Below are 14,967 nucleotides of genomic sequence, written 5' to 3' on the forward strand. Positions count from 1 at the left end.
CATTCTCAGGATACATGGGCCACCATCATCGCTGCCCAGAGGGTTGCTAGTGGGGAATGCCGCTACCCAAAATGAACACACTGGTTAATTTTCTTGGCACAAAGGATGGCCACCGATGCGCTATCTACAGGCGCCCGAGGAACAGCTTCAAGATCCCCCATTGCCAGCGCAGTTGGCTCCGCGCGGCGCGGAAGGTCAACGAGGTCGAGATCACGGTACGGACGTCCGGTTCCGGCGGCAGGGGTCTGCCCGCTAACCGCGCAGCCAACCATCCAAGGGCGTCACTGCCGCCGAGTACCGCGAGCAGGATGTGCTCGGTGGTCCGGTCGCGCCGGTACGTCACATGCGTGCCGCCCGCGATGTAGTCGTGTGCCAGCTTGTCGGAGGCCGTGATCGGCAGCAGCTGGTCGTGGACGGCGTGGTACAGGTAGACCGGTGCGCTCGGCGTGCGTTGCCCCAGGCGCATTTCGTCGGTGACAGTGCTGATTTCGGGGGTACTCATCAATTCCTCGACGGGCCGATCGACGAGCGTGTCGAAGTTCTTGAAGGGCCACCGCAGCGCCGATTCGACCAGGCCCACCTCCGCCGCTTTGGTGATGATCTGACGGCCACGCCGGTTCAGGTGCTCGCCAAGGAATTCGCGTGCACTCGGGTGTGCCCGCATCATCGCGGCCAGCACCGGTGGGATGAGTCCCGAGGCAAATCTGCCGCTGTGTTTGCGCACCAGCGCGCCCGGCTGAGCCGCGGGAGCGCCAAGTAGGGCTCCGGCGACATTGAGTTCTGGAGCGTAGACAGGAGCCATTTCTGCCGCCCAGGTGCTCGCCGTCCCGCCTCCGGAATATCCCCAGAATCCGACGGGGGCATCGGCGGGGAGCTGGGGTATGCCGTGTGTGCCACTGGCGTTCAAGGTAGCTCGCACACCGTCCAGCACGTGGTACCCCGGCTGCCGGGCCACCATCCACAGTCCTTGTGGGCCTTCGTGATCACTCACCGAAACGACCCAACCGCGGGCGAGTGCGGCCACCATCAACAGCAGTTCGTTCTGGGTCTGGTTGAGCCCGAACGTATGCGGGAGCAGCCCATAAGAGGGGAAGGCGCGCGGGGACACCGCATCGATGGCGCATTGGTAGGCCAGGACCGGCGATGTCTCATGTGCGTCGCGGGGAACCAGCATCGTTGTCACGGTGGTTTCGGGCGCTCCGTGCAGATCCGTGGTGCGGTAGAGCAGGTGCCAGGCCTGCAGGCGCAGTGGAATGACGCCGAACAGTGCGATCCGAACTTTCCTGCGCCGCAACAGACTTCCGGGCAGTGTGTTTTCCCAGCCGGACGGAGGGCGATAGAACGGGTCTTCGGGCGAGGGCCTGGGCTTGCCGCTGAGCGGTGGCCATTCCTCCACCGGCAGTGTTATGGGTTCGATAGCGGGTGCGGTCTTGGCCGTCATTGGCGCAGCGTATTGAACACGCGCGCAACGGGGCAGAGGTCCAAGAATGAATCAGGCCCGCCCCCTAAGGGGCGGGCCTGACCTTGGGCTCAATCACTCCTGCGCAGATGTGGGGGCGAAGGCCTCGTCGATGATCTCCTGCTGCTCGACGGCGTGCACCTTCGAGGAACCGGATGACGGCGCCGACATGGCGCGGCGGGAGATCTTGGTCAGACCCGCCAGGCGCGGCACCACCTCGGGCAGGTTCAGACCGAAGGTCGGCCAGGCGCCCTGGTTGGCAGGCTCTTCCTGCACCCAGATGTACTGTGCGCCATCCGGATAACGGCTGAGAGTCTCCTCCAGGCGATACCGCGGGATGGGGTACAGCTGCTCGATGCGCACGATCGCAACGTCGTCACGCTTGTCGGCAGTCTTACGTGCCAGCAGGTCGTAGTACAGCTTGCCGCTGGTCAGCAGAATCCTGCGGACCTTGCTGCGATCGCCGACCCCGTCCTCGTAATTGGCTTCTTCGAGGACAGAGCGGAACTTGCGGTCGGTGAAGTCCTTGATATCGCTGACCGCAGCCTTGTTGCGCAGCATGGACTTCGGTGTGAAAACCACCATCGGCCGGGTGATGCCGTCCAGCGCGTGCCGGCGCAACAGGTGGAAGTAGTTCGCGGGTGTCGAGGGCATCGCGACCGTCATCGAGCCCTCGGCGCACAGCTGCAGGAACCGTTCGATACGGCCCGAGGTGTGGTCGGGGCCCTGTCCCTCGTGGCCGTGGGGGAGCAGCAGCACCACTTCGGAGAGCTGCCCCCACTTGGCCTCGCCGGAGGAGATGAACTCGTCGATGATGGACTGCGCGCCGTTGACGAAGTCGCCGAACTGAGCCTCCCACAACACCATTGCGTCGGGGTTGCCCACCGAGTAGCCGTATTCGAAGCCGACGGCCGCGTACTCGGACAGCGATGAGTCGTGCACCACGAGGTGGCCGCCTGTGGGGTTGCCTTCGGCGTCGACACTGACCAGCTGCAAGGGACTGAACTCATCGCCGTTGTGCCGGTCGATAATCACCGCGTGGCGCTGGGTGAAGGTGCCGCGCTTGGAGTCCTGGCCGGACAAGCGCACTACCTTGCCCTCGGCGACCAGGGTGCCGAATGCCAGGAGCTCGCCGAATGCCCAGTCGACCTTGCCTTCGTAGGCCATCTCGCGGCGCTTCTCCAGCACGGGCTTGACGCGCGGATGCACGCTGAAGTCCTCGGGTACCGCCAGGAAGGCGTCACCGATGCGCTGCAGCAGTGCCTTGTCGACGGCGGTGACCAGCTTCTGCGGGAGCTGCTGGTCTTCTTCCACCGACTCGCTGGGCCGCTGCTGGTACTTCTCCAGGTCGCGGACCTCGTTGAACACCCGCTCCAGCTGACCTTGGTAGTCGCGGAGGGCGTCCTCGGCTTCCTTCATCGAGATGTCGCCGCGGCCGATAAGGGATTCGGTGTAGGTCTTGCGCACACCGCGCTTGGTGTCGATGACCTCGTACATCTGCGGGTTGGTCATCGAGGGATCGTCGCCCTCGTTGTGGCCGCGCCGGCGGTAGCAGACGAGGTCGATGACGACGTCCTTGTTGAACTTCTGCCGGAAGTCGACGGCCAGGCGTGACACCCAGACGCAGGCCTCGGGGTCGTCCCCGTTCACGTGGAAGATCGGGGCGCCGATCATCTTCGCGATATCGGTGCAATATTCGGTGGAGCGGGAATGCTCCGGCGCGGTGGTGAAACCGATCTGGTTGTTCACCACGATGTGAATGGTGCCGCCGGTGCGGTAGCCGGGCAGGTTGGCCAGGTTCAAGGTTTCCGCGACCACACCCTGCCCGGCGAATGCGGCGTCACCGTGCAGCATCAACGGCACCACGGTGAAGCGGCCACCATCGGTGCCGACGTCGAGGAGATCCTGCTTGGCGCGAACCAGGCCCTCCAGTACCGGGTCGACCGCCTCAAGGTGCGAGGGGTTGGCCGTCAGCGACACCTCGATGTCGTTGTCGCCGAACATCTGGATGTAGGTGCCCGAGGCGCCCAGGTGGTACTTGACGTCACCGGAGCCGTGGGCCAACGCCGGGTTCAGGTTGCCCTCGAACTCGGTGAAGATCTGCGAGTACGGCTTACCGACGATGTTGGCCAGCACGTTCAGCCGTCCGCGGTGCGGCATACCGATGACCACTTCGTCGAGGCCGTGTTCGGCGCTCTGATCGATGACGGCGTCCATCATGGGGATGACGCCCTCGGCGCCTTCCAGTGAGAAGCGCTTCTGCCCAACGTATTTGGTGGCCAGGAAGGTCTCGAATGCCTCGGCCGCGTTGAGCTTGGAAAGGATGTACTTCTGCTCGGCGACGGTCGGCTTGTCGTGCTTGACCTCGATGCGCTCCTGCAGCCACTTCTGCTGCTCGGGCTCCAGGATGTGGGTGTACTCCACCGCGGCGTGCCGGCAGTACGCGTCGCGCAGCACCGAGAGCACGTCGCGCAGCTTCATGTACTCCTGGCCCTTGAATCCCGAGACCTTGAACTCGCGGTCCAGGTCCCACAGGGTCAGCCCGTGGCTGAGCACATCCAAATCGGGGTGGCTGCGGAAACGGGTCTTGTCCAGGCGCAGCGGATCGGTGTCGGCCATCAGGTGTCCCCGGTTGCGGTATGCCGCAATCAGTTCCAGCACTCGGGCGTTCTTGTCGACGACGGAGTCGGGGTTGTCGACGCGCCAGCGCACCGGCTCGTAGGGGATGCCCAACTCGCGGAAGATGTCATCGAAGAAGTCGTCGGAGAGCAGTAGCTGGTGCACCGTGCGCAGGAAGTCGCCGGACTCAGCGCCCTGGATGATGCGGTGATCGTAGGTGGACGTCAGCGTCATGTGCTTGCCGATGCCCAGATCGGAGATACGCTCCTCGCTGGTGCCCTGGAACTCCGCGGGGTATTCGAGCGCGCCGGCGCCGATGATGGCGCCCTGTCCGCGCATGAGGCGCGGCACCGAGTGCACGGTGCCGATGGTGCCCGGGTTGGTCAGCGAGATGGTGACCCCGGAGAAGTCCTCGGCGGTGAGCTTGCCGTCCCGGGCCCGGCGCACGATGTCCTCGTAGGCGTTGATGAACTGGCCGAAAGCCATTTCCTCGCAACCCTTGATGGCTGCCACCACCAGGGTGCGGTTGCCGTCCTTGCCGGGGAGGTCGATGGCCAGACCCAGGTTGACGTGTGCGGGGGTGATAGCGACCGGCTTACCGTCCACTTCGGCGAAATGCCGGTTCATGTTCGGGAAGTTCTTGACGGCCTGGACGATGGCGTAGCCCAGCAGGTGGGTGAAGGAGATCTTGCCGCCGCGGGTGCGCTTGAGGTGATTGTTGATGACGATGCGGTTGTCGATCATCAGCTTGGCCGGGACGGCCCGGACGCTCGTGGCGGTCGGGATCTCCAGGGAGGCCGACATGTTTTTCACCACGGCCGCGGCGGCGCCGCGGGCGCGGGGGTCACTGGTGGTGCGGGAGCGGGTGCAGCGGCGGATTGGCCGTTGGAGACATCGGTGGCGGGCTCGGCCACATAGTCGGCAAGAAATTCGTGCCAGCTGGAGTCCACCGAGGACGGGTCTTCCTTGAATCGCTGGTACATCTCTTCGACCAGCCATTCGTTCTGCCCGAATTGGGGATTTGAACCGTTCACGGCAGTCTTCGCCTCGCTCCGTCTCGTTCGATATTCAGTCCGTTCAGCGACCGGTACCAGGCTAACGCGTCGCCAAAAGGGGTGAGGTGTCACGGTGATATGACAGAGGCGACATCATCGGCGCCGCTGATTGCCGAAGGGTGGCTGGACCGTGAACAGCCAACCCTTCCGGTTACTAGGTCTTGGGCGCGACCAGACGCAGTTGCACCGGCCACACGGTCGGTGCCGGCCCAAAGGCATTACGCGCGTTGGTAATGATCCGCTTGCCGATGAACCGGTTGCCACCAGCGCCGATGACGGCGCCGATCCCGGCCGGCAACAGCTTGCCGAACGCCATGGCCCCGCGTTTCACCGCGAATTTCTTGGTGAACCGCTTGAGCAGGGTGGCGTTGAGATGACTGAGCGCGGGTACCGGCAGCGTCGAGGTCGCGTCGGCCAGCCAGCCGCCGCCGACGGTGCGTTCCTTGCCCAGCACGTCCGAGACGGTTGTCTCACCGTCCTCGCCGAGTAAGACGGCGAGCACCAGTGTGTGCCGATGTTCGATCTTGGCGACCTCGATGTCGTGGACCGCCGCCAGTGCGAGGGTGAACAGGGACGTCGCCTCCAGGAACAGCACTGCCTCTCCGGCGGTGGCCGACAACGCCGCCAGAGTGCCTACCCCGGGGAAGGCGGCGGCGGCGCCGACTGCCGCGCCGCTGCCCATCACCGTCGCCAGATAGCGCTTCTCCAACATGGTGATGATCTCGCCGGGTGCTGCGCCCGGGTGGGAGGCTCGTAGTTTCTGGACATACGCGCGGACCGCGGGTTCCTGAACTTTGGTGCTCTGGTCCAGGATCAGCGAGAGCAGCTTGCCGGAGGCTCCGACTTTGGTTTCTTTGCCCTTGCCTCCCAGGGCGAGCTGCCGCTGCGGTTCGGTGAAGCGAGTGCTCATCGGCGTGTGTTCCTTCAGTGCGGTGGGCTGGATGGGTCCACTGGTTGTGAGCGAAGATTTTGTCTTCACAGTAATGAAGACGAATGACGAGCGCTTTTCGTTCCTACGCCCGGGGTTGATCGGGTGTGTTTCAGATGACTGCTTGACCTCATCCAGCACTTTTGCTCACCGAGGGTGCGGTATTGGCCTGGCAGGTCGCGAGATGGATTCGGACGGCGGCGAGCAAAGCCGCAGCGGGCGGAATCACCGCGGAATAGCCGTGGTGGCGCTGCTGGCCGCGGTGGCGGCGTTGATTGACTTATTCGGGTCGCGCCAGAGGTTCGGCGACATCGATGGGGATATGGTGCAGGACGGGTACCGGGGGCGACTCATCACACCGTCGCTGGGCATGGAATTGGTGAGATCCAACTCACATTTGTTAGGAAACGGAAGGTTTTGCGGCGTGCGAGCGCTGACCAGTGAGATGACAGCTGCCCGGAGTGAGACGACCACGGACGCTCCGACACCGGTCGATTCGGTCTCTCCCCCCACCACTCGGTTGGGCAGGGCGTGGCTCATCACCGTGTTGGGTGCGATGGTTGCCCTGGGGCCGCTCACCATCGACATGTACCTCCCGGCCCTGCCCGACATTGGGACGGATCTGCATGTCACCTCGACCCTGACGCAGCTGACCCTGACCGGGACGCTGCTCGGATTGGGACTGGGACAGCTCCTCGTGGGTCCGTTATCGGATTCGCTGGGGCGGCGTCTGCCGCTGATTGCCGGGGCGACCCTGCATATTTTGGCGTCGTTGGCCATCACGGTGGCTCCGAACATTGTGGTGCTGGGTGTGCTGCGGGCGATCGAGGGCGTGGGTGCCGCGGCGGCAATGGTCGTGGCGATGGCCGTGGTGCGCGACCTCTACACCGATAAGGCGGCCGCCACCGTGATCTCCCGACTGACGCTGGTGATCGGCATCGCGCCGATCCTCGCCCCATCGCTGGGTGCGGCAGTGCTGGTGCACGGGTCATGGCAGCACGTGTTCGCGGCCCTGTCATTTCTGGGAGTGCTGCTGCTGATTCTCGCGGTCCTGGCGCTGCCCGAGACGCTGCCGCCGGCCGCCCGGCGCCCCTTGCAGGTGACGGCAATCTTGCGGACCTATCGCGATCTTCTGCGTGACAAGGTGTTCGTGGTCCTGGCGCTTGTTGCCGGACTGTCGCTATCAGGCCTATTCGCTTACATCTCGGGTGCGTCGTTTGTGCTGCAGGGCCAGTACGGCATGAATCAGCAGGTGTTCGCGGTCGCGTTCGGCGCCGGCGCCATTGCGTTTGTCGCGGCCTCACAGCTGAACGTGGTGTTGCTCAAACGATTCGAGCCGCAGCAGATTGTGCAGTGGTGCCTGTCGCTGGCTCTGATTCCGGCTGCGGTACTGCTGGTGCTGGCTGGGCTCGGGGTTGGTGGGCTCGTCGGCTTCGTGGCTCCGGTGTGGACATTGATGGCATTCATGGGATTCGTCATTCCCAACGCGCCTGCCCTGGCTTTGTCTCGTCACGGTGAGGCGGCTGGTACCTCGGCAGCGGTGCTGGGCGCCGCACAGTTCGGTGTCGGAGCCGTGATCGCGCCGTTGGTTGGCGCGTTGGGCAATAACGCACTCGCTGTGGCCGTTGTGATGATGGTCGGCGTTGTGCTGGCCCTGGCGGGGTTGGCCGCCGTGAGAAGCCGTGCCACCACCTGAGCGGCGACTAGATTCCGGAGCTGTAGACCAGGACTATCCGCGACCGTGGACGACGTTGTGGGTGGTGCTCTTCGGACTGTTCATGATCCTGCTCGACTCGACCATCGTGTCGGTCGCCAATCCCGCCATCAAGGCCGCTTTCAGTGCCGACTACTCGGCGACGGTATGGGTCACCAGTGCCTATCTGCTGGGTTACGCGGTGCCGCTGCTGATCACCGGGCGACTTGGGGATCAGTTCGGCCCGAAGTCCATGTACTTGGCGGGATTGGCGGTTTTCACCGCCGCCTCATTGTGGTGTGGACTCGCCGGATCGATCGGGTGGCTTATCGCTGCACGGGTAGTGCAGGGGTTCGGCGCGGCGATGTTGACCCCGCAGACACTGACGGTGGTGCAGCGGGTGTTCCCGCCACAGCGGCGCGGAACCGCCATGGGGGTGTGGGGTGCGGTCGCCGGGATCGCGACTCTGGTGGGCCCGGTTGCCGGTGGCCTTTTGGTCGACGGGTGGGGGTGGCAGTGGATCTTCTATGTCAACGTTCCGGTGGGTGTGCTGGGAATGATCCTGGGCGCCATCTACATTCCGCGCATGGCGACGCATCCGCATCGGCTGGATCTACCCGGCATGGCGCTCTCGGCTGCGGGCATGTTCGCGTTCGTGTTCGCGCTGCAGGAGGGGGAGAGCTTTCACTGGGCGCCCGGGGTGTGGGCGATGATGGCCGCCGGTCTGGCAGTCCTGGGCGTGTTCGTGTGGTGGCAGTCGGTGAATCGGGGCGAGCCACTGATTCCGTTGCGGTTGTTCACGGACCGCAACTTCTCACTCGCCGGTGTCGGTATCGCGTCAATGGGCTTTTGCGTGATCTCCACTGGTTTGCCCATGATGTTCTATACGCAATTGGCGCTGGGTTTCTCGCCGACGAAGGCGGCGTTGACGCAGGCACCGACCGCGATCGTGAGCGGGATCTTGGCGCCGGTGACCGGCTGGCTTGTTGACCGGGTCCGTCCCTCGATACTGATCGGCGGCGGCGTCACGCTGATGATGGCGTCCACGTTGTGGTGGACGGCACTGATGCGGCCCGAGACGCAGATGTGGCAGTTGATGTTGCCTGCGGCGGGTATCGGTGCTGCCATGGCATGCATCTGGGGACCATTGGCGACCACCGCGACGCGGAATCTGCCCTCCGAGGTGGCCGGGGCCGGTTCCGGTGTTTACAACACGCTGCGCCAGGTCGGCGGTGTGCTGGGCAGTTCGGCAATGGGGGCGTTGATGACAGCGCGTTTGGCTGCCGAAATTCCTTCAATGCCAGCCGATTCCGATTCCGATGGGGTGTTGCCGCCTGGGCTGCGCGCGCCATTCTCGGCGGCGATGGCGCAATCCATGCTGTTGGGTATCGCCGCGTTGGTCGTGGGCCTGCTGGCGGCCTTGTTCATGCGGCCGGCCGCCCTAAAGGTAGGTGCCGTGCCCCTCGATCACATTGTCCCCATCGAAGATTAGGACCTCGTTGACGAGGCCACCCCGGTGGTTTCGGTAGTTGATGACGAGGGCATTTGCGCCCACGTACGTGCCGATCGGTTCGAAATGTAGGTCAGGGTTGCGGGTGAGGGCATCGGCCCAGTAAGCGCGAATGGCGTCCTTGCCCCGAAAGACACCCCCGGTTTCTGGGGCGATCTCGGCGCCATAGGCGGAGGTAAAGACGGCGTTGTCGTGGAAATGCGCGAGTACTGCGTCGATGTCGTGGGCGTTCCACGCCGCGAACCAGTCCCGACTGAACCCGTGAGGATCGACGGTGAGTGTCATGCTCGGGTGGCGAATAGCACCGCGGGGTTCAGGTATCCGGTGGGATCGAAGGCTGCTTTGACGGCGCGCATGGCGGCGATGTCGCCCGGCGTGCGGGCCATGCCGAGATAGTCACGTTTGATCGTCCCGACCCCATGCTCGGAACTGACATTGCCGCCCAGGTCGGCGATGAGCGTCATCATGGGCTGATACAACGCGGTGGAGTCGGGGCAGCGCAACACATTTAAGTGCAAGTTGCCCTCGCCGACATGGCCGAACAGGACGGGTATGGCATCGGGGACAGTCGCGGCGATGAGCGCGGTGGCGCGCTGCTCGAACTCGCCGATATGTTTCAGGGGCAGCGCGACATCGAATTTCAGGGGTGGGCCGTACACGCCGAGCTCCTCGGCGATGGATTCGCGTACCTGCCAAAGACGCTCGCGGGAGGTGGCATCCAAACCGACGGCGGCCTGATCCGCCACTCCGGCGGCTTCGAGTGCCTCGGCCAGGTCTTCGGTGGGATCGCTATCGCGGGCGAGTTCGATGAGCAGCAGCCATGGGTTGGCGACGGGGCTCGGTATACCCAACCTGGCGTCCATGAGTTCCAGGGCCGCGATTCCACTGAGGTCGCGGAAGATCCGGCTCGCCTCGACCAACTGATCCAGATCGTCGAACCCGGTGATCGCGGCGACGCTGTGTTTCGGTACCGGGTGCAGGCGCAGTTCGAGCGCCGTGATGACGCCGAGGGTGCCCTCGGCGCCGACGAACAGGCTGGTGAGGTCGTAGCCGGTGTTGTCGGCGCGAACATCGCTGTGGCGCTCCATGATTGATCCATCGGGCAGGGCAACCTGCAGGCCAATGACTTGCTCGCGCATGTTGCCATAGCGCACCGTGCGCAGGCCGCCGGCGTTGGTTGATGCCATGCCGCCCAGGGTGGCCGAGTCGCGGGAGCCGATGTCGACGCCGAACTGCAGGCTCTCCTTGGCGGCGGCCTGTTGCAGTGTGGCCAGGGTGACGCCGGAACCCACGCGTACGCGTCGATCGATCGTGTCGATGGTGCCGATCTCGGTGAGTCGCTCGGTGGACAGCAGTACGTCGTCGTGCTCGGGAACGGTCCCGGCGACCATCGACGTGCGGCCGCCCTGGGTGGTGACGGGGGTCCCGTGCGCCTTGCATGCCTTCAGGATTGCGCCGGTTTCCGTGGCGGAACCGGGGCGGATCAGCAGGCTCGCGGCACCGCGATAGCGGCCGGTGTGATCGATGGTCCGTCCCGTCAGCACGTCAGCGTCGGTGCTGACATACCGGTCGCCAACAATCTGGACAAGGGCATCGACGAGCGCGGACATAGACCTCAGTCTGGCATGGGCTACTGCGCCAGGTCCGGACTTAGCGCCAAGAACGCCCCCAGCTCCACCAGTCCGTCTGGTGTGGCCGGCAGATACTCGGTCAATGCCGGGGATCGGACGATCACCGCCTGGAACTTCGCGCGGCTGATCGCCACGTTCAAGCGGTTTCTGTTCAGCAGGAACGACATCCCGCGCGGTACATCGTCGACGGCCGAGGCCGTCATCGATACGAACACCACTGGTGCTTGGCGGCCCTGGAACTTGTCCACTGTCCCCACCAACACCTCGTCCAATCCAGCAGCGGCCAGCGCGGCTCGCACCGTCAATACCTGCGCGTTGTACGGAGCCACCACCAGCACATCGGACTGTGCCAATGGCCGGGTCCCGGATTCATCGGTCCACTCCGAACCGATGAGCCTCGTGATCTCCGAGGCGATCTCCTCGGCTTCCTGCGGACTGCTGGTCGCGTTTCCGTGATGATCCACCAGCCGCGTCCGGACCCCGGGCAGCTGCCCGGCCAAGTTGCGTGGCGGGGCCGCGGACTCGAGCTCGCCATCGTAAGAAAGCTGTGAGACCTGTTGGCATAGTGCGGGATGCATCCGGTACGAGCGCTCCAAGAAGTACCCTCGCTCGGCGGGCAGCGCGCCATGGCCTTCGACCAGCCAGCCCAGCGCCGAGCAGTCCACCGGCTCGGGGTGCACACCCTGCGACACCTGCGGCAGCTGCTGCGGATCACCGAGCAGCAGCAGGTTCTGTGCTCCCCGTGCGACTGCCAGCGTGTTCGCCAAACTGAACTGGCCCGCCTCGTCAATGACCAGCAGCCGCAACACCCCATCGGCCACGCGGGTGGTGTTCGCGAAATCCCATGCGGTGCCGCCGATGACGGCGCCCTCACCGGCGTGGGATGCGATGAAACCCGCATAGTCGCTGTCCCGAATCTGGGTCCACGCGGCATCGCCGCTGTAGGGCGAGGCCTTCTTGGCCACCCGTTCTGGCGGTACGCCTGCCGCGACTATCTGATCGAGGAGGTGTTCTACAACGGCGTGGGATTGGGCCACCACACCGACAAGCCACGCTTCCTGCGTCACTAGTTCGGCGATGACGCGCGCCGCCGTGAAGGTCTTACCGGTTCCCGGTGGGCCGTGCACGGCAAGGTAGGACGAGTCCAGATTCCGCAATGCGGAAGCAATGGCTTCGGTGTATCCGCCGTCGCCGACAGGTGGCAATTGCGCGCCACGAGGGTTGCGGCGCAACAGAATATCGATGGATGCGGTACTGGGCATATCGGGAAGGCCGTGGGCAACATCCGCGGCGACCTGCTCGATGGCGGATTCCAGTGCCTTGGTCATCACCGGTGCGCCGGGTGCCAGGGCCATCGGCGTCTCCGTGAACACCTCGCCGTTCTTCGGCGTGAGCTCCTGGATCGTCACATCCACGGGTACGCCGCCGGATTCGGTTATCTCCACTACGGTGGCCGAACCAGATGCCCGGCGGTCAGGGTCCCCGTCGCCGAGCCCTGCGGGAGCAGGGGGCTCGTAAAGCGCGTAGACACTGTCATCGAGGACGCCGCCAGCGAGGTCGCCCGTCAGCCTCACCTGTCGCCGAAGCTTGCGCTGGCTACCTGATTTATGCCAGTCCTCGATCAGTTCCGCGCCCTCCACGATGAAGACTCCCGCCGTGTCGGCCCATTCGTCGACGGGATTGTTCAACCTATCGAAGTGGCTCCACCAGAATGGTTTTCGCTCCCTGGTGTGATATCCGCGCGCCGCCGAAACCATGGCCGCCGCCGTTTGATCGGCGCTCCGGTCGGTGGGACCGGCATCCCCGACGAACGCCGCCAACGCCGCGCCGACCTCATCGGGCTCCGGCTCGTCCTTTTCGCCGACAGCGGCAGAGGAGGACAAGTGAGTAATGCCGTGCTCGAATGCTCGTACCAGTAACCAGTCTCGGAGCTTTCGTGTGGAGGCGCAGTCATACCGGTTGTACTCGGCGATGGAGTCCAACACCTCTTGCGCTGCGGGGTCACCGCTGTCGCGCAGCGCGCAGTAGCGTGCGTATTCGTTGATCGAGTCCACCGCGGTGGTGACATCACCGGAGCGTTTTCCGGATTCGATGAACAGCGGCTCCAGCGCCTTGAGCCCGTAACCGCTGGATCCGGAGCGAATGCTTTTGCGTACCACGGGATAGAGGTCAACCAACACGTTGTCCCGAAGGAGATCGTCGATCTGCTCCTCGCCGACGCCGTACCGCCCGGCGAGGCGCAGCAGCGCGGTCTTCTCATACGCCGCGTAGTGGTAGACGTGCATCCCTGGATATCGGCGGCGACGTTTGGCTACCAGGTCCAGGAAGGTGGTCAGGGCCTTACGTTCGCTGTGGCGATCGTGAGCCCAAATCGGCCGGAACTTCTCATTTCCGGACCGGTCGTACTCAAGCACGCCAAAGAGGTATTCCAGCCCCCATTGCACGCCGTCTGCCGTCCAGAGCGGATCGCCCTCGAAGTCGAAAAAGATGTCGCCAGGGTTGGGTGCTGGCATCGTGCCCAGTGGAATCGGGTCGGCTACCTCGAATTGTGGTGCACCGCTATCGCGTTGGCGCACCTGCAACTGAGACTGTGCCACCAACTGTTGCAGACTGCGCGCCGACAGATCGGGGACCGGCTCGACACGTGTGGCCAGCTCTGCGACGGTGCCGACTCCGGCCTCCAGCAGCGCCGCACGCTGGCTGATCCGCATGCCCGCGACAAGTAACAAGTCGTCAGTGCGATCGACCTCCGGCTCGCACGCGGGACAACGGAAGCAGGCGCGCACGCGCGCATCTGACCACCGCACCGCGGCGCCGCCCGACAAATGGCGATCAAGCAAGTCCTGCAACTGGATTCGTCGTTGGCGATACACGCCAACCAGATCGGCGACCGGATAGTCGACGGTCGAACGGTCGCCCAAAATCAACCGCACCTCCGGCGACACCGGCACATCCGCCGCCATCAGGCTATCGGCGTAGGCCGCCAACTGCAGCAATGCGGTCACCTTGGCGCTACGGGCCAGTTTGGTATCGCAGACACGGTATGTCTGACTCTCGCGAACCACGAAGTCCGCGAAACCGAGGAACCGGCCGTCGAACATGGCGGCCTGGTAGACCACCGGATGCCCGTCGTCGAAGGCCCGTTTGGTCGCGGCTGCCGCGGCATTCAGTCCATCGAGTGTGAATGTGGGAGGAAACGGGATGCTGGCTACCCCGGAGCCGAAGCGCTTCTGCAGTTCGGCGAGATGGTGAGCCTCGTGAGCGTCGCCCAAAGTCGCGGTGCGCGCCAGTAGTTCATCGTCACGCGGGGGCGTAGGCCCCCAACCGAGTTTGGCATCGAACACCCGCAGCAGGGCGTATTCACAGCGGGCGGCGGAGGCAAGATCCGAAGCGCTGTAGACGACCCGGCCGTCGAGGACGAACACCCGATCACTGTAGGTGCTGGCACCGACGGATCGCGGCTACTGTCCGGCCTGTTGCACCTTTTCCACACCAGATCCATTCCAGCGGAACGACACCACACTTTCGAGACCGGGAATGCCGTTGGAGAAATTGAGTACCACCGTGTCCAGGGTGCTCGCCGACAGGTCGATGGCGTTGTAACCGTAGGTATCGGGGACACCGTGGGAGATCACCCCACCCAGATGGAAGAACACTGCACGGGTGGCGGAATCGGCCGCGTGTGTGGCTCCGTTGCCGGTGGTGACGATGATCGCCGACAGGGGAGCGCACTTGTTGTAGTTGCCCGCTACCGGTACTGGATTCCACGTGGCGGCACTATCGGGTCCCGGGGGTAAGAGTGCGATGGCCGCCGCGATGGCCGGGTCCTTCAGATTCACCGTGCAGTCGTCGTTGGTCGACGGCGGCGGTTTGGGCTTGGATGTGGGGCCCGCGGTCCCGGGAGATGACGGCGTTGGCGACGGTGAGGCAATGGTGTTGGTCGGCGTCTTGGACACTGTGCTGTCGCCGCCGGTGCACGCGCAGGCGAGAGCGAGCGCAGCCGGAAGCACGGTCAGCGCGGCCACCACATCCATCCTTCGCACGGCCCCGCACACTACCGACATTTATCGAA

Annotated in this window: 8 protein-coding genes and 1 pseudogene; 2 read left to right on the forward strand and 7 right to left on the reverse strand. The window is 64.5% G+C overall.

The window, feature by feature from the left end; all coding sequences use genetic code 11:
- Window positions 1-124 precede the first annotated feature (124 nt).
- The 3 genes and pseudogenes from AOT83_RS03615 to AOT83_RS03630 all read right to left on the reverse strand — a co-directional run bounded on the left by AOT83_RS03615 (window position 125) and on the right by AOT83_RS03630 (window position 6,043).
- The gene (locus tag AOT83_RS03615) at window positions 125-1,441 is read right to left on the reverse strand and encodes a lipase family protein (RefSeq protein ID WP_057963892.1); all 1,317 of its coding nucleotides are present in this window, start codon (window positions 1,439-1,441) and stop codon (window positions 125-127) included.
- Window positions 1,442-1,534: 93 nt separating this feature from the next.
- Window positions 1,535-5,061 (reverse strand): annotated as a pseudogene (locus AOT83_RS03620) (multifunctional oxoglutarate decarboxylase/oxoglutarate dehydrogenase thiamine pyrophosphate-binding subunit/dihydrolipoyllysine-residue succinyltransferase subunit).
- A 226-nt stretch (window positions 5,062-5,287) separates the two neighbouring features.
- Window positions 5,288-6,043 carry a hypothetical protein gene (locus AOT83_RS03630; protein WP_057965162.1) on the reverse strand — a complete coding sequence of 252 codons (756 nt, stop codon included), beginning with the start codon at window positions 6,041-6,043 and terminating at the stop codon, window positions 5,288-5,290.
- Between the two features lie 442 nt (window positions 6,044-6,485).
- On the opposite strand from AOT83_RS03630, the gene AOT83_RS03635 reads away from it, so the two are divergent.
- Window positions 6,486-7,757: a Bcr/CflA family efflux MFS transporter gene (locus tag AOT83_RS03635; RefSeq protein ID WP_057965194.1), complete on the forward strand. Its 1,272-nt coding sequence runs from the start codon at window positions 6,486-6,488 to the stop codon at window positions 7,755-7,757.
- Between the two features lie 82 nt (window positions 7,758-7,839).
- Window positions 7,840-9,246: a DHA2 family efflux MFS transporter permease subunit gene (locus AOT83_RS03640; RefSeq protein ID WP_199340206.1), complete on the forward strand. Its 1,407-nt coding sequence runs from the start codon at window positions 7,840-7,842 to the stop codon at window positions 9,244-9,246.
- Here the strand turns inward: AOT83_RS03640 and AOT83_RS03645 are convergent.
- Genes AOT83_RS03645 through AOT83_RS03660 form a run of 4 tightly spaced genes read right to left on the reverse strand, consistent with a single transcriptional unit; the run spans window position 9,196 to window position 14,929 of the window.
- A complete protein-coding gene (locus AOT83_RS03645) occupies window positions 9,196-9,549 on the reverse strand; it encodes a nuclear transport factor 2 family protein (RefSeq protein WP_057965160.1) in 354 nt (117 codons plus the stop codon). The two genes, AOT83_RS03640 and AOT83_RS03645, sit on opposite strands and share 51 nt — an antisense overlap.
- Window positions 9,546-10,874, reverse strand: a complete 1,329-nt coding sequence (locus AOT83_RS03650; protein ID WP_057965159.1) for an FAD-binding oxidoreductase — start codon at window positions 10,872-10,874, stop codon at window positions 9,546-9,548. The genes AOT83_RS03645 and AOT83_RS03650 overlap by 4 nt, the downstream gene beginning before the upstream one ends.
- A 20-nt stretch (window positions 10,875-10,894) precedes the next feature.
- Window positions 10,895-14,320 (reverse strand): TM0106 family RecB-like putative nuclease, encoded by a 3,426-nt coding sequence (locus AOT83_RS03655; protein ID WP_057965158.1) that lies wholly within the window; start codon window positions 14,318-14,320, stop codon window positions 10,895-10,897.
- 36 nt (window positions 14,321-14,356) lie between these two features.
- Window positions 14,357-14,929, reverse strand: coding sequence for an LppP/LprE family lipoprotein (locus tag AOT83_RS03660; RefSeq protein WP_057965157.1), 573 nt, complete (start codon window positions 14,927-14,929; stop codon window positions 14,357-14,359).
- Window positions 14,930-14,967: the final 38 nt, after the last annotated feature.

The sequence above is a fragment of the Mycobacteroides sp. H001 genome, from assembly GCF_001440005.1.
GTDB classification, from domain to species: Bacteria; Actinomycetota; Actinomycetes; order Mycobacteriales; family Mycobacteriaceae; genus Mycobacterium; species Mycobacterium gwanakae.